The following is a 15,173-nucleotide window of genomic DNA, read 5'->3' as shown; positions in this document are numbered from 1 at the left end:
TCGCCGCGCGGCCTCCGAGCGATGTCGGCGGCCCGCGACACACTGAGGGCATGGACAGCGCACTCGCCCTCGGGATCGGCCTCCTCATCGGACTCGTCATCGGCGCAGCCGTGGCGGTCCTCCTGCTGCAGCGGCGCGCCCGCGCGGGGTCGGTCGACCCGGCGCTGCTCGAGGCCAGGCACACCGCCCAGCTCGCCGACCTCCGCGGCCAGCAGGCGCAACTCCTCGCCGATGCGTCCGCCCGGGAGGCGGAACTCCGGGCCGCGCTGCGCGCAGAACTCGCCGCACTCGACGCCACTGCCGACGGTCTCGGGCGCGAGCTGAACGCCCAGCGCGAGCAGTACCGCGAGCTCGCCGAACGCCACCGCGCCGACGCCGAACGACGATCGCGCCAGGAACACGAGGAGAGCCAGGTCCTGCAGGCCCTCGCGCCCGTGCAGCACAGCCTCGAGCACATGCAGGCGAAGGTCGCGGAACTCGAGCAGCAGCGCAGCCGCCAGCACGGTGAGCTCGCCCAACAACTGAAGACGGCTTCGGAGTCCGAGGAACGCCTGCGGTCCACGACGGAGTCGCTCGCCTCGGCGCTCCGCAACAACGCCACCCGCGGCGTCTGGGGCGAGACCCAGCTCCGGAACGTCGTGGAAGCCGCGGGCCTCACGCAGCGCGTCGACTTCGACCTGCAGTCGAGCATCACGTCCGACAACGGCATCGGCCGACCCGACATGGTCGTGCGACTCCCCGGCGGCAAGTCGATCGCGGTCGACGCGAAGGTGCCGTTCGCGCAGTACCTCGAAGCCAGCACCATCCCCGTCACGGCGACAGGCGAGGAAGCCGCACGACGTACCGCCCTCCTCGCGCAGCACGTGAAGGCCGTGCGGTCGCACGTCGACGCCCTTGCGGCGAAGGGCTACTGGCGCGGCCTCGAGTCGAGCCCGGAGTTCGTGATCTGCTTCATCCCGAGCGAGTCGCTCCTCGCCGCAGCGCTCGAGGCCGACGCGAGCCTGCTCGACTACGCCTTCGGCAAACGGGTCGCCCTCGCCTCCCCCGTCAACCTGTGGGCGGTCCTCAAGACGGTCGCGTTCACCTGGCAGCAGGACGTCCTCACCGAGGACGCGAAGCGACTGTTCGACCTCGGCAAGGAGCTCTACCAACGGCTCTCGACGCTGTCTGACCACGCCGACCGCCTGCGCCGGTCCATCGAGAGCACGGTCACCAACTACAACCAGTTCGCCTCGTCGTTCGAGACCCGCGTCCTCGTCACGGCGCGCAAGCTCGACGCCCTCGACGAGGCGACGGTCATCGGTCAGGTGAGCCAGAGCGACGCCTCACCGAAGCGCCTCACCGCACCGGAGGCGCAGCCCTCGCCGGAGCCGTCCGATGGCGAGCCGAGCGAGCTCGAGGCCCGGCTCGCGCACCGGCTCCAGGACTGACCTGCACGAGCACCGCACGACGAAGCGCCCGGCCCCACCGCGAGGTGGAACCGGGCGCTTCGCTCTGCTGGAGGAACAGCTACAGCCACTTCGCCGCGAGGTGGTCCGCCTCGACGCGACGGATGGTGCCGGAACGCGACCGCAGCACGAGGCTCTCGGTGCGGATGATCGGCCCCTTGCGCTGCACACCGTCGACGAGTTCACCGTGGGTGACGCCCGTCGCGACGAAGTACGTGTTGTCGCCGCGGACGAGGTCGTTCGCGCCGAGGACGCGGTCGAGGTCGTGACCGGCCGCGAGCGCACGCTCACGCTCGGCGTCGTCCTTCGGCATGAGCTTGCCCTGGATGAGCCCGCCGAGCGCCTTCACCGCACACGCGGTGATGATGCCCTCAGGCGTGCCGCCGATGCCGACGCACATGTCGATCCGCGAGTCGTAGCGCGCGGCGTTGATGCCACCCGCGACGTCGCCGTCGAGCAGCAGACGCGTCCCGGCACCCGCCGCGCGGATCTCCTCGATGAGCTGCGCGTGGCGCGGTCGGTCGAGGACGGCGACGCGGATGTCCTCGGGCTGCTTGCCCTTGGCCTTCGCGAGCTCGCGGATGTTGTCGCCGATGGACTGGCTGATGTCGACGACACCGATGCCGTCGGCGCCGGTGACGATCTTGTCCATGTAGAACACCGCGGACGGGTCGAACATGCTGCCGCGGTCGGACACGGCGATGACGGAGAGGGCGTTCTGGCGGCCTGCGGCGGTGAGGCTCGTGCCGTCGATCGGGTCGACGGCGATGTCGCAGGACGGGCCGCGGCCGTTGCCGACATGCTCGCCGTTGAACAGCATGGGCGCTTCATCCTTCTCGCCCTCGCCGATGACGACCACGCCGTCGAAGTTGACGGTGCCGAGGAAGGCGCGCATGGCGTCGACCGCTGCGCCGTCGGCGGCGTTCTTGTCGCCTCGCCCGATGAACGGCGCCGCCCGGATCGCGGCGGCCTCCGTCGCTCTTACGAGCTCCATGGCGAGGTTGCGGTCGGGCTGCAGATAGTGGGAGCCGGTTTCAGGCTGGGTCACTGGATCCTCCATGGATCGCTCGCCTCGTGGGACACGACGCTTCGGTGGATGAGGGTTTCAGCCTATCGAACCGGGCTGGGAAGGCCGCTGGGTGCGTCTCGATCGAGGCGCTTCCGTGACCTCGTCAGCGGGCTTCCGGGACCGACGACGGCGGACTCGACCATGACACCGCCGTCCGCTTCGACCCGGACTCCGGCGAGTTCGGCTCCGGCGGCGAGCGCGGTCGACGTGACGGCGCTGAGCAGCAGCCAGGCGTCATCGCGGCAGAGTTCGTCGAGCGGGACCTCGCGATCGAGATCGGTCCTGGCCTCGGCGAGCCGCGCACGTTCCTCCGGCGACTGCGGTGCGAAGCGCGCTGTCATCCAACCACCGAGGGCCCGGACCGCGGCAGCCGTGAGGATGCCCTCGGGGGCTCCTCCCACACCGAGGAGCAGATCGAGGTCGCCGTCGGCGGCCGCGGCCCGCAGGGACAGGGCGACGTCGCCGTCCATGAAGCTCACGAGCTCGGCACCGGCGGCGGTCACGGCCTGGGCGGTCGCCGCGTTCCGCGGACGGTCCTGGACCGCGACCCGCAGCTGCTCGACCGGCCGCCCCAGCCGGGCCGCGGGCCGGTCGAGGGTCACCGCGATCGGGTCGGCCAGCGACAACTCGCGTCCCCCGCCGGCGGCGACGAGCTTCTCGAGGTAGTACGCCGGGCCGATGTCGAACATCGCACCGCGCGGGGCGATGGCGATCACGGCGACGGAGTCCGGCTTCCCGGAGGCAGCGAGCTTCGTGCCGTCCACGGGGTCGACGGCGAGGTCGATCGCCGGCCCCGCTCCCGTGCCGAAACGTTCCCCGACGAAGAGCATGGGCGCCCGGTCCTTCTCGCCCTCCCCCACGACGACGCGCCCGTCGACCGGGAGCGATTCGAGCGCTCGGCGGAGCGCATCGACGGCGACCCCGTCGATGCGCATGCCGTCTCCACCTCCGACGAGACCCGCGACGGCGGCAGCCGCGGCCCTCGTGGCGTCGAGGAAGCCGTCGAGGAGGTCGGTGTCCGGAGTGCGCTCGATCATGTCCCCATCGTGCCGTATGCCTCGGAGCCCGAGTCACTAGACTTCAAGGCGAATCGTCCCCACGCAAGGAGAAGACATGCCCGTCGCCACCCCGGAACAGTACGCAGCGATGCTCGACAAGGCGAAGTCGAACGGGTTCGCGTACCCGGCGTTCAACGTCTCGAGCAGCCAGACCATCAACTCCGTCCTCCAGGGCCTCACCGAGGCCGGTTCCGACGGCATCATCCAGGTCACCACGGGCGGCGCCGACTACTTCGCCGGCCACACCGTGAAGAACCGTGCCGCCGGCGCGATCGCCTTCGCGAAGTTCGCGACCGAGGTCGCCAAGAACTACCCCGTCACCGTCGCGCTCCACACCGACCACTGCCCGAAGGACGCGCTCGACGGCTTCGTCATGCCGCTCATCGCCGCCTCCGAAGAAGAGGTCAAGGCCGGTCGCAACCCGATCTTCCAGTCCCACATGTGGGACGGCTCGGCGGTCCCGCTCACGGAGAACCTCGAGATCGCGACCGAGATGCTGAAGCGCACCAAGGCCATCAACGCCATCCTCGAGGTCGAGATCGGCGTCGTCGGCGGCGAAGAGGACGGCGTCAGCCACGACATCAACGAGCACCTGTACACCACGCTCGACGACGCCATCGCGACCGTCGAGGCGCTCGGCCTCGGCGAGCAGGGTCGCTACATGGCCGCCCTCACCTTCGGCAACGTGCACGGCGTCTACAAGCCCGGCAACGTCAAGCTCCAGCCCGAACTGCTGAAGACCATCCAGGACGGCCTCACCGCCAAGTACGGCCACGGCCCCAAGCCGCTCGACCTCGTCTTCCACGGCGGGTCGGGTTCCACCGACGCCGAGATCGCCGAGGCCGTCGCGAACGGTGTCGTCAAGATGAACATCGACACCGACACGCAGTACGCGTTCACCCGCTCGATCGCCGGCTACATGCTCTCGAACTACGAGGGTGTGCTGAAGCTCGACGGCGAGGTCGGCAACAAGAAGGTGTACGACCCGCGCGCCTGGGGCAAAGTCGCCGAGTCGGCGATGGCCGCTCGCGTCCTGGAGTCGACGAAGCAGCTCGGCTCGTACGGCACCAGCACCTCCTAGTCACCTGCACCAACAGAACGGGCCCGGCATCGCTGCCGGGCCCGTTCTTCGTGTGTGGACGACTACGGCTGCTGCGAGCGGACGTACTCCATGAACGCCGGGTCGGCCCCCATGGCCACGGCGAGACAGATCACCACGACCAGGTTCGCTGCGACACCGGCGACGAGCGGGATCCAGAAGGTCAGTCGACCCGCGCGGAGGGACCGGCTCGACAGGATGATGGCGCCCACCCACAGGGCGATCTGGAGACCGAGCGCCAGGATGCCCATGGCGCTCGCGAGACCGTCCGAGGAGTACCCCGAGACACCCATCTGCACGAGTGCAGGGCGGATCAGGCCGGGGAGGTCGAGCAGACCCGGCATGGTCACGATCAGGCCGACGAGGCCGAGTCCGAGCAGGATAGACGTCGCGATCCGGTCTCCGGCGACGGGTCGTCGGGCGGCCACGGTCGGAGCGCCCGGCTGCACCACCCCAGGCTCATGCGCCTGCTCACGCGTCTGCTCGCGGAGGGTCGGCTCCTGCTGCTGCCGCGGTTGCCGTTCGACGGGGACGACCGTTGCGATGCCGAGCTCCTCCGCCCGCTGTTCGTCGATGGGCTCGGCGATCCGGGCACGCTGCTCCTCGGGGGGCGCGTACTCACCGAACTGCGGACGGGGGCGGGATTCGCTCATGGTCGACGCCCTCCCAGGGCGCGCGGATCGGTCGTGCCGGCAAGGTCTTTGCGCAGCTCCTTCGGCAGGGAGAACATGAGGTCCTCCTCGGCCGTCTTGACTTCCTGCACCGCGCCGTAGCCGGCTCCGGAGAGTTCTTCGAGGACCTCGTCGACGAGGACCTCCGGCACGGAGGCGCCGCTGGTGACACCGACCGTGACGACGCCGTCGAGCCAGGCCTGCTGGATCTCGTGCGCGTAGTCGACGCGGTAGGCGGCCTTCGCGCCGTACTCGAGGGCGACCTCCACGAGGCGCACCGAGTTCGAGGAGTTCGCCGACCCGACCACGATCACGAGGTCAGCGTCCTGGGCCACCTTCTTGATGGCGACCTGACGGTTCTGGGTCGCGTAGCAGATGTCGTCGCTCGGCGGATCCTGGAGCTTCGGGAACCGCTCGCGCAGGCGGCGGACCGTCTCCATGGTCTCGTCCACCGACAGCGTGGTCTGCGAGAGCCACACGACTTTGTCGGGGTCGGCGACGACGAGGTCGTCGACGGCTTCCGGGCTCGTCACGAGCGTGACGTGGTCGGGCGCTTCACCGGCCGTCCCCTCGACCTCCTCGTGCCCCTCGTGTCCGATGAGCAGGATCTCGTAGTCGTCGCGGGCGAAGCGTACGGCCTCGCGGTGCACCTTGGTGACGAGCGGGCAGGTGGCGTCGATCGCGAGCAGTCCGCGGTCGGCGGCGGCATCGACCACAGCTGGCGAGACGCCATGCGCACTGAAGACGATGTGCGCGCCGGACGGCACCTCGTCGACCTCCTCCACGAACACCGCGCCCTGGGCCTCGAGCTGATCGACGACGTGCACGTTGTGGACGATCTGCTTCCGGACGTACACCGGCGCGCCATAGTGCTCGAGCGCCTTCTCGACGGCGACGACCGCGCGGTCCACGCCGGCGCAGTAACCACGAGGGGCGGCGAGCAGGACGCGCTTCTCGCCGGCGACGGGGAGGTCTGCGAGGCGTCCGGCGATGCGTCGGAGCCTCGGCATGCCGAGGCCGATGGCTGGGGCGTCGCGGAGATCGGTCACGTGTGGATTCTACGCGGCAGCGCTCGGGAGTCGGCCGTGAACGGTCGGGTGGTCCGCGACCCCGCGCCGTCGGTGCTCGCGGCTAGGCTTGAGGGATGAGCGATGCACCGGCCACCATGGAAGCCCCCTGGCCGGTCGCGCTCCTCGGCACGAAGCTCCGCGACTACATCGACCGCCTCGGCACGGTCTGGGTCGAGGGCGAGATCACGCAGTGGGGCGCCTCGGGCGGCAACGTCTACGGCAAGCTCAAAGACCTCGAGATCGATGCGACGGTCGGGTTCACCATCTGGTCGTCAGTCCGCGCGAAGATCCCCGCCGACCTCAAGCAGGGCGACCACGTGATCGCGTTGGTCAAGCCGAACTACTGGCTCAAGGGCGGCACGCTCACCATGCAGGTCATGGCGATGAAGCACGTCGGCATCGGCGACCTCCTCGAGCGACTCGAACGACTCCGTCGGCAGCTCGCCGACGAGGGGCTCTTCGACGCGTCGCGCAAGCGGCCGCTCCCGTTCCTTCCGCAGTGCATCGGGCTGGTCACCGGCAAGGACTCCGACGCCGAGAAGGACGTCCTGCGCAACGCGGAGCTGCGCTGGCCGTCGGTCCGGTTCCGCGTCGTCCACGCAGCCGTCCAGGGTGACCGCACCCCCGGCGACGTCGTGAGCGCTCTCCAGACGCTCGACGCCGACCCCGAGGTCGACGTCATCATCGTCGCGCGTGGGGGCGGCGACTTCCAGAACCTCCTCGGGTTCAGCGACGAACGCGTGGTCCGAGCCGCGGCCGCCTGCACCACGCCCCTCGTGAGCGCCATCGGCCACGAGGCGGACCGCCCACTGCTCGACGACGTCGCCGACCTCCGCGCCTCCACACCGACCGACGCCGCCAAGCGGGTCGTCCCCGACGTCGCGGAGGAGTTCGCTCGCGTGCAGCAGGCCCGCGTCCGGTTGTCCTCCCGGGTGACCTCGTTGCTCGGTCACGAGATCGACCGACTCGCGACCCTCCGCACCCGTCCCGTGCTCGCCGACCCGTCCTGGATCGTCGACTCACGGGCCGACGAGCTGACCCGCACGGTCGCGAGGGGTGCCGAGCTCATCGACCGCGCCGTCGAGCGCTCCCAGCGCGAGGTCACGGAACTCCGCGCACACCTCCGCGCCCTGTCGCCGCAGCGCACGCTCGACCGCGGCTACGCCATCGTCCAGCGAGCGGACCCGGAGGCCGGCGTCCCGGGCGGCGCGGTCATCCGCGCGGAGGGCGACGCCCCCGCCGGGACGGAGCTCCTGGTCACCCTCGCCTCCGGCGCGATCGGCGCCTCCAGTACCGGCCCGGCCACGGCTGCCGCCCGGACCGACGACGAATAGGATAGAAGCATGCCAACCCCCTCCGATGTCCAGGAGCTCAGCTATGAGCAGGCACGCGACGAGCTCGTGCGTGTCGTGTCCGAGCTGGAGCAGGGCTCGGCGTCGCTCGAGGACTCCCTCCGGCTCTGGGAGCGCGGCGAACAGCTCGCCCAGCGCTGCGAGGAGTGGCTGATCGGCGCGAAGGCACGGCTGGACGCGGCTCGCGCCGCCCAGCTCGGATCCGGCACTCCGGACGCATCGCGGTGAAGGACACCAAGCCGCCGCGCGTCGTGGCCGAGCTCGGCCGCCCCGAGACGCCGCAGGAGACCGCCGACCGCAAGGCGGAGAACTCCCGCCTGTACCGCTCGCGCAAGACCGTCAACAACCTCGTCCTGTCGCTCCTGGCCACGGTCGGCCTCGTGGTCGTGATCGTGCTCGCCGTGCCCCGAGGCGAGGCCCCGGAACGCCCGACCGTCGACTACGCGCAGCTCGCCGGTCAGGCGCAGCCCGACCTCCCCGTCCCACTCCTCACCCCCGAGCTCGGCGACGAGTGGGGCAGCAACTACGCCGACGTCCGCACCGCAGCCTCACCGGTCGCCGGCACACCCGACATCCGCTCATGGAACGTCGGACTCATCTCCCCCGACGACGAGTTCGTCGGCCTCGTCCAAGGAGTGGACGCCAACGACACCTGGCTCCTCGCCGAGCTCGACGAAGCCCGGCCCACCGGAACCGTCACCATCGACGGCGTCGAGTGGGTCGAATACGCGAACGGCAGCGGCTCCGACGACGGCAACGTCGCGTACGCCCTGTCGACCGTCGCCGGTCGGAGCACGATCGCCGTGTTCGGCACGGCGAAGTCCGAGTACGTCCTCGATGTCGCACGCTCCGTGCGCACCGGGGTCACCGCCAACCTCGACGCCCCGTCGGGCGCCCCCGCAGAAACGGACTCAGAATGACCCAGAAGCGCCCCGGTGCCGTCTGGCGCGAGATGCAGCGCGGTAACGCGCGGTTCGTCGCCGGTCAGCCCGCACACCCCCGGCAGGACGTCGAACGCCGCGCCACGCTCGCGCACTCCCAGGCCCCGGAGGCCGTCATCTTCGGCTGCTCCGACTCCCGTCTCGCGGCCGAGATCATCTTCGACAAGGGACTCGGCGACCTCTTCGTCGTCCGCAACGCCGGCCAGATCGTCTCCGACTCGGTGCTCGGCACCCTGGAGTACGCCGTCGGCGTCCTGCAGGTCCCGCTCATCCTCGTGCTCGCGCACGACGAGTGCGGTGCCGTCCGCGCGGCGATCGACTCGCAGGCGGAGGACGCCGTCCCGCTCCCGCCGTACATCGACCGGCTCATCCAGCAGATCGTCCCCGCGGTGAGCGCCGTCGCCGGACCTGCCCCGATCGACGCGGCCGCGGTGGACTCCTCGGAGGTCGGTCGCCGCCACCTGCGGCGTACCGTCATGGAGGTCGTCTCGAGGTCCGAGCTCATCAGCGACGCGGTCGCCGCCGGCACGGTGGCCATCATCGGCGCGAACTACAAGCTCCTCGAGGGGACCGCCATGGCCGACATCGTCATCGGCGACGTCACGGTCCCCGAATAACCATCCGCTCGCCGTCCGGCGCAGCACCCACCATCGCAATCGCACGAAGGAGAACGAACAGCGTGGTAGACACCTCAGCAACCGAGTACCGCATCGAACACGACACCATGGGTGAGGTGCGGGTCCCCGCGAACGCGCTCTACGGCGCCCAGACGCAGCGGGCCGTCGAGAACTTCCCGATCTCGGGCAGCGGACTCGAGTCGGCGCAGATCGCCTCGCTGGCCCGGATCAAGAAGTCCGCGGCACTCGCCAACGCCAAGCTCGGCGTCCTCGACCAGGGTGTCGCCGACGCGATCGCCGCAGCGGCCGACGAGGTCATCACCGGCGCGCACGACGCGCAGTTCCCGGTCGACACCTACCAGACCGGCAGCGGCACCTCGTCGAACATGAACATGAACGAGGTCCTGGCGACGCTCGCGAGCGCGCGCCTCGGCAGCCCGGTGCACCCCAACGACCACGTCAACGCCTCGCAGTCCTCCAACGACGTCTTCCCGACCTCGGTGCACATCGCGGTCACGAGCGCCCTCATCGATGACCTCATCCCGGCCCTCGACCACCTGGCTGTGTCGCTCGAGCGCAAGGCCGAGCTGTGGAAGACCGCGGTGAAGCCCGGCCGGACGCACCTCATGGACGCCACCCCCGTCACCCTCGGGCAGGAGTTCGGCGGCTACGCCCGCCAGATGCGGCTCGGCATCGAGCGGGTGCGGACGGCACTCCCCCGCGTCGCAGAGGTCCCGCTCGGTGGAACCGCGACGGGCACCGGCATCAACACGCCGAAGGGCTTCCCCCAGCTCGTCATCGAGCTGCTCGCGCAGGAGACCGAGCTGCCGATCACGGAGGCCCAGGACCACTTCGAGGCCCAGGGCGCTCGTGACGGACTCGTCGACGCCTCGGGAGCCCTCCGGGTCATCGCGGTGAGCCTCACGAAGATCTGCAACGACCTCCGCTGGATGGGCTCCGGCCCGAACACCGGTCTCGGCGAGCTGCACATCCCCGACCTCCAGCCGGGATCCTCGATCATGCCCGGCAAGGTGAACCCCGTGATCCCGGAGGCCGTCCTGATGGTCGGCGCCCGGGTCATCGGCAACGACGCGACCATCGCCTGGGCCGGCGCCTCGGGCTCCTTCGAGCTCAACGTCGCGATCCCGGTCATGGGCACGGCGCTCCTCGAGAGCATCCGTCTCCTGTCGAACGCGACCCGGGTCCTCGCCGACAAGACCGTCGACGGCCTCGAGGCCAACCTCGACCGCGCTGCGGCACTCGCCGGCTCCTCGCCCTCCATCGTCACCCCGCTGAACAAGATCATCGGCTATGAGTCGGCGGCGAAGATCGCCAAGCACTCCGTCGCCAAGGGTCTGACCGTCCGCGAGGCCGTCGTCGACCTCGGGTTCGTCGAACGCGGCGAGATCACGGAGGAGCAGCTCGACACGGCGCTCGACGTCCTCTCGATGACGCACCCCGGCTGAGTCGACCCGCTCGTCGAACGACCGGACGGCCCCGGAACCCTCGCGGTTCCGTGGCCGTCTCCGTCCGTGTGGTCACGCCGAGACGGCGATCGCGCTCCAGCAGCCGAGGAGCAGGAACGGGCCGAACGGGATGCGCGTGCGCCAACCGGCGGAGCCGCCACGTGAGCGTGCGAGGAACACGACGACCGCACCCGCGAGGCCGGCCGAGGAGACCGACACCACCGCGAAGAGCAGCACCGCGGACGTCCCGAAGCAGCCGACCGCGAGGCCGAGCAGCGCGCCGAGCTTCACGTCCCCCATGCCCAGCCCGCCGAAGACGGCGCACACGTACAGGACGGCGCCGACCGCGAACCCCATCAGGAGCGGTTCGAGCGGGGCCACCTGGCGCACTGCGGCATCGACCGCGGTGACCGGCACCGCGATGGCGAGCGCCGGCAGCACGAGACGGTTGGGGAGCCTCCGCTCCGCGACGTCGATCCACACGAGCGGCGGCGTGATGCAGGCGAGCCACACGAGCACGATGACGACCGGACGCGGGTCGTGGCCGAGCCGGGCCACGGTGACGGCTACGAGCAGCAGCGTCGAGCCGGCCATCGCCGCGGTGGCGACACGCGGGCGGCGCCGCCTGCCGGAGGAGGTCGGTCGCGAGGGCATCCCGTCAGGATAGGAGGATCCTCGTGCCGGCCTGCAGCGTTCTCCACAGGCGGCCAGGGTCGGCGGGGCGGGCCTTGCGAGCCAGCCCCGCCGACGGCCGCTAGGCCAGCTCGTTCCCTTCGAGCATTTCGGTCACGAGAGCCGCGATGGCCGAGCGCTCCGAGCGCGTCAGCGTGACGTGCGCGAACAGCGGGTGCCCCTTGAGCGTCTCGATCACCGAGGCGACGCCGTCGTGTCGGCCGACGCGCAGGTTGTCGCGCTGGGCGACGTCGTGCGTGAGGACGACCCGCGAGTTCTGCCCGATCCGGCTGAGGACCGTGAGGAGGACGTTGCGCTCGAGCGACTGCGCCTCATCGACGATCACGAAGGCGTCGTGGAGCGACCGGCCGCGGATGTGCGTCAGCGGGAGCACCTCGAGGATGCCCCGTTCGACCACCTCGTCGAGCACGTTCTGCGAGACGACCGCGCCGAGCGTGTCGAAGATCGCCTGTCCCCAGGGGTTCATCTTCTCGCCCTGGTCGCCGGGCAAGTACCCGAGCTCCTGGCCGCCGACCGCGTACAGCGGGCGGAACACCATGATCTTCTTGTGCGCCTGTCGCTCGAGGACGGCCTCCAGACCCGCGCAGAGGGCGAGCGCGGACTTCCCCGTCCCGGCTCGACCTCCCAGCGAGAGGATCCCGATCTCGGGGTCGAGCAGGAGGTCGATCGCGAGCCGCTGCTCGGCCGAGCGTCCGTGCAGACCGAAGACGTCGCGGTCGCCGCGGACGAGCTTGTAGCTGCGCTTGCCCGTGACCCGCCCGAGTGCGGATCCCCGGTCCGAGTGGATCACGAGGCCCGTGTTGATCGGCAGGTCCTCGATGATCGGCGTCGTGCCCTCCTCGCGCTCCCACAGCGTGCTCATGTCCTCGGAGCCGAGGGTGATCTCGGACATGCCCGTCCAGCCGGAGTCGACCGCGAGTTCCGCCCGGTACTCCTCCGCCTGCAGACCGATGGAGGCCGCCTTGACGCGCAGCGGCAGGTCCTTGGACACGACCGTGACCGTCAGGCCGTCGTTCGCCAGGTTCAGCGCGACCGCGAGGATGCGCGAGTCGTTGTCGCCGAGCTGGAGACCGGACGGCAGCGAGGCCATGCTCGAGTGGTTGAGTTCGACCCGCAGGGATCCGCCGTCACCGACGGGGATCGGGAAGTCGAGGCGTTCGTGCTCGATGCGGAGCTCGTCGAGGATGCGGAGTGCCTGACGTGCGAAGTAGCCGATCTCGGGGTCGTTGCGCTTGCCCTCGAGCTCGCTGATGACGACGACCGGGATGACGACGGCGTGCTCGGCGAACCGGAAGAGCGCCTTGGGATCCGACAGCAGCACGGAGGTGTCGAGCACGTAGGTGATCTCGGCCTGCGCCTGATCCCCCCCGCTCGCCGTGTGGTCGGCGGGTCGCCGGCTCCGTCTCGTCGACGCGTCCCGCGTCTCGGTCCCGGCTGACGTGTTCTGGATTTCTCGCGAGGCCACAACCACTCCCACCCCGAGCATCTGATGCTCGGATCACTGTGCGAAACGGCCGCCTGCAGGGTTTCGAGCCGAACTTGTGTGGCCGTCTCGACCGGGCTCCATGCCCGATGAGATGAACGTACGTCCGGCCGCCGACATCGACGCGACGACACGCCCCGTGTCCTGTTACGGGGAGGTGAACAGATGGGGGCCGTCTTCTGGCCCGCCGGTGGTCGGACGGCAGCTCAGTAGCTCGCGGCCGTCGCGAACGACAGCAGCGCACCGCGCAGCTGGTCCAGCGTCTGCCGGCTGGTACCGGCGTGCACGCTGAGCCGCACGGCCCCGGCGCGGATGGTCGCGGTGACGCCGTGGTTCTCGAGCGAGGTCCACAGCGTGTCGAGGACGGACTCCTCCGGCTCCAGGACGACGATGCCCGCGCGTTCGTGCTCGTCTCGCGAGGAGACCACCGCGACGCCGAACTCGTCCGCGAGCTCGATCACCTCGGCCGTGAGCTCGGCGATCGCGGCGTGGACCGTCGCGGTGCCGACGGCGACCGTGTCCTCCAACGACGCCGCGAACCGTGCCGCCGCGAGCGGGTCGGGCCTGGTGATCGAGTACGCGCGCGCCGATCGGCTCGGTGCCGGGGTCGCGCTGAACGGCCAGGGCTCGTCGGTGCCGGTCACGCCGGAGAAGACCGGCTCGAGTCGCTCGACGGCGCGGTCGCTCAGGGCGAGGAATCCGGTGCCCCAGCCCGCCCGCATCCACTTCTGCCCGCCCGAGGCGACCACGTCGGCGACGGCGTAGGGGGCGTCGACCACACCGAAGCCCTGGATGGCGTCGACGATCAGGAGGCGGTCGCCGATCACCTCGCGGACGGCTTCGAGGTCGCAGACGTAGCCGGTGCGGTAGTCGACGAGGCTCACGGCAACGGCGGTGACGGCGTCGTCGAGCTGCTCGCGCACGCTCTCGGCCGTCACGTGCCCGCGTCGCGTCTCGAGCCATCTCGGCCTGAGCAGGTGCCGGTGCTCGGCGGCCCGCTCCGCGGCGAGCGGCAGCGTGGGGTATTCCAGGCGGGAGAGCAGGACCGTGCCGCTCAGACCGAACATCGCGTGCATGAGGCCCTGCGAGGTGTTGGGCTGGGCGACGACCTGCTCGGCGCGGAACCCGGTGAGCGTCCCGACGGCGGTCCGCATCCGTTCGTCCTGCCCGTCGACCGCGCCGAGCGTGCCGGGCGTCGCACTCGCGAGCACGTCGTTCCAGCGGGCGGCCTCGAGGACGACGGACGCGGCCAACGGACCCACACTGCCGTAGTTGAGATAGCCGTCGACCTCACCGAATCCCGCTTGGAACGTCTCCAACCGGGACGCCGTCTCCGGCTCGTCCGGCTCCGAGGCGGGCGTGGACCGGCTCATCCGCCGAACCGCCGCTGCCGCCTGGAGAAGTCGCGGAGGGCGCGGAGGAAGTCGACCTCGCGGAGGTCGGGCCCGAGCGCCTCGACGAAATAGAACTCGCTGTGGGCGCTCTGCCAGAGCATGAAGTCGCTCATCCGCTGTTCGCCGCTGGTGCGGATGACGAGGTCGGGGTCGGGCTGGCCTCCCGTGTAGAGGTGCTCACCGATGAGGTCGGGGGTGAGCAGCGCTGCGAGGTCTTCCAGGCTCCGACCCTCGAGGTGGTGCTTGGCGACGATCGCGCGCATCGCGTCCACGATCTCCGTGCGACCGCCGTAGCCGACCGCGAGGTTGATGTGCATGCCGGCACGGTCGGCCGTGCGCTCCTCCGCACTCGTCAACGCCGTGCGCAGCGACTCCGGGAGACCGTCGCTCGAACCGACGTGCTTCACGCGCCAGTCACGGTAGTGCGACAGCCCCTCGGCGAGGTCGGCGATGATGTCGACGAGGTCGTCCAGCTCGTCCGGTGCGCGGTTCACCAGGTTGTCGCTCGACAGCAGGTACAGGGTGACGACGCCGATGCCGAGGTCGTCGCACCAGGTCAGGAACTCGCGCATCTTCGCCGCACCGGCCCGGTGACCGTGCGCCGCTGTGTCGTACCCGAGCTGCTTGGCCCACCGCCGGTTGCCGTCGATGATCATCGCGACATGGTGCGGCAGCGTCTGCGGAGTGAGCGCCTTCCGGAGGCGCCGTGCGTAGACGCCGTACAGGAAGCCGTCCACCGGTGCGGAATGCCTCGTCATCACCCTGCAACGCTAGTGCAGTTTCCTGCATCGCTCCCAGTACGCGTTCCGTGC

The 15,173-nt window shown here is 70.4% G+C and carries 15 protein-coding genes; 7 read left to right on the top strand and 8 right to left on the bottom strand.

Annotation, left to right across the window (positions count from 1 at the left end; genetic code table 11):
- Nucleotides 1–50 precede the first annotated feature (50 nt).
- The gene (gene rmuC / locus EAO79_RS10905; RefSeq protein ID WP_124768989.1) at nucleotides 51–1,430 is read left to right on the top strand and encodes a DNA recombination protein RmuC; all 1,380 of its coding nucleotides are present in this window, start codon (nucleotides 51–53) and stop codon (nucleotides 1,428–1,430) included.
- Nucleotides 1,431–1,509: 79 nt separating this feature from the next.
- Here the strand turns inward: rmuC and glpX are convergent, their stop codons facing one another.
- Nucleotides 1,510–2,508, bottom strand: coding sequence for a class II fructose-bisphosphatase (gene glpX, locus EAO79_RS10900; protein ID WP_064296437.1), 999 nt, complete (start codon nucleotides 2,506–2,508; stop codon nucleotides 1,510–1,512).
- 50 nt (nucleotides 2,509–2,558) lie between these two features.
- The gene (locus EAO79_RS10895) at nucleotides 2,559–3,554 is read right to left on the bottom strand and encodes a fructose-bisphosphatase class II (protein WP_124768988.1); all 996 of its coding nucleotides are present in this window, start codon (nucleotides 3,552–3,554) and stop codon (nucleotides 2,559–2,561) included.
- A gap of 76 nt (nucleotides 3,555–3,630) precedes the next feature.
- Here EAO79_RS10895 and fbaA point away from each other — a divergent pair, with 76 nt between their 5' ends.
- Nucleotides 3,631–4,656 (top strand): class II fructose-bisphosphate aldolase, encoded by a 1,026-nt coding sequence (fbaA, locus tag EAO79_RS10890; protein ID WP_085510491.1) that lies wholly within the window; start codon nucleotides 3,631–3,633, stop codon nucleotides 4,654–4,656.
- A gap of 62 nt (nucleotides 4,657–4,718) precedes the next feature.
- Here fbaA and EAO79_RS10885 read toward each other — a convergent pair whose 3' ends face one another.
- Together EAO79_RS10885 and EAO79_RS10880 are read right to left on the bottom strand one after the other, a co-directional pair.
- On the bottom strand, nucleotides 4,719–5,327 hold the full coding sequence (locus tag EAO79_RS10885) for a DUF6264 family protein (protein WP_124768987.1): 609 nt from the start codon (nucleotides 5,325–5,327) through the stop codon (nucleotides 4,719–4,721).
- Nucleotides 5,324–6,355, bottom strand: a complete 1,032-nt coding sequence (locus EAO79_RS10880) for a 4-hydroxy-3-methylbut-2-enyl diphosphate reductase (RefSeq protein ID WP_071261248.1) — start codon at nucleotides 6,353–6,355, stop codon at nucleotides 5,324–5,326. The genes EAO79_RS10885 and EAO79_RS10880 overlap by 4 nt, the downstream gene beginning before the upstream one ends.
- A 134-nt stretch (nucleotides 6,356–6,489) precedes the next feature.
- On the opposite strand from EAO79_RS10880, the gene xseA reads away from it, so the two are divergent.
- From xseA to EAO79_RS10855, 5 genes are all read left to right on the top strand, one after another.
- A complete protein-coding gene (gene xseA / locus EAO79_RS10875) occupies nucleotides 6,490–7,749 on the top strand; it encodes an exodeoxyribonuclease VII large subunit (RefSeq protein ID WP_124768986.1) in 1,260 nt (419 codons plus the stop codon).
- A 9-nt stretch (nucleotides 7,750–7,758) separates the two neighbouring features.
- Nucleotides 7,759–7,995 (top strand): exodeoxyribonuclease VII small subunit, encoded by a 237-nt coding sequence (locus EAO79_RS10870; protein ID WP_064296575.1) that lies wholly within the window; start codon nucleotides 7,759–7,761, stop codon nucleotides 7,993–7,995.
- Nucleotides 7,992–8,687, top strand: coding sequence for a DUF4245 domain-containing protein (locus EAO79_RS10865; RefSeq protein ID WP_164486928.1), 696 nt, complete (start codon nucleotides 7,992–7,994; stop codon nucleotides 8,685–8,687). Before EAO79_RS10870 ends, EAO79_RS10865 begins: the two co-directional genes overlap by 4 nt.
- The gene (locus EAO79_RS10860) at nucleotides 8,684–9,325 is read left to right on the top strand and encodes a carbonic anhydrase (protein WP_079705503.1); all 642 of its coding nucleotides are present in this window, start codon (nucleotides 8,684–8,686) and stop codon (nucleotides 9,323–9,325) included. The genes EAO79_RS10865 and EAO79_RS10860 overlap by 4 nt, the downstream gene beginning before the upstream one ends.
- 62 nt (nucleotides 9,326–9,387) lie before the next feature.
- Nucleotides 9,388–10,791 (top strand): aspartate ammonia-lyase, encoded by a 1,404-nt coding sequence (locus tag EAO79_RS10855; protein WP_082455866.1) that lies wholly within the window; start codon nucleotides 9,388–9,390, stop codon nucleotides 10,789–10,791.
- Between the two features lie 72 nt (nucleotides 10,792–10,863).
- Here the strand turns inward: EAO79_RS10855 and EAO79_RS10850 are convergent, their stop codons facing one another.
- The 4 genes from EAO79_RS10850 to EAO79_RS10835 form a co-directional block, all read right to left on the bottom strand.
- Nucleotides 10,864–11,445 carry an A24 family peptidase gene (locus tag EAO79_RS10850; protein WP_124768984.1) on the bottom strand — a complete coding sequence of 194 codons (582 nt, stop codon included), beginning with the start codon at nucleotides 11,443–11,445 and terminating at the stop codon, nucleotides 10,864–10,866.
- A 100-nt stretch (nucleotides 11,446–11,545) separates the two neighbouring features.
- Nucleotides 11,546–12,829 carry a PhoH family protein gene (locus EAO79_RS10845; RefSeq protein ID WP_370282231.1) on the bottom strand — a complete coding sequence of 428 codons (1,284 nt, stop codon included), beginning with the start codon at nucleotides 12,827–12,829 and terminating at the stop codon, nucleotides 11,546–11,548.
- Between the two features lie 344 nt (nucleotides 12,830–13,173).
- Nucleotides 13,174–14,340 (bottom strand): aminotransferase class V-fold PLP-dependent enzyme, encoded by a 1,167-nt coding sequence (locus EAO79_RS10840; protein WP_124768983.1) that lies wholly within the window; start codon nucleotides 14,338–14,340, stop codon nucleotides 13,174–13,176.
- On the bottom strand, nucleotides 14,337–15,119 hold the full coding sequence (locus EAO79_RS10835) for an isoprenyl transferase (protein ID WP_064296447.1): 783 nt from the start codon (nucleotides 15,117–15,119) through the stop codon (nucleotides 14,337–14,339). Before EAO79_RS10835 ends, EAO79_RS10840 begins: the two co-directional genes overlap by 4 nt.
- Between the last annotated feature and the right edge of the window lie 54 nt (nucleotides 15,120–15,173).

The organism is Plantibacter sp. PA-3-X8, assembly GCF_003856975.1.
Classification (GTDB): Bacteria; Actinomycetota; Actinomycetes; order Actinomycetales; family Microbacteriaceae; genus Plantibacter; species Plantibacter auratus.
The sequence above is the reverse complement of the archived record's forward strand: the minus strand, read 5'-3'. Positions and strand labels throughout refer to the sequence as shown.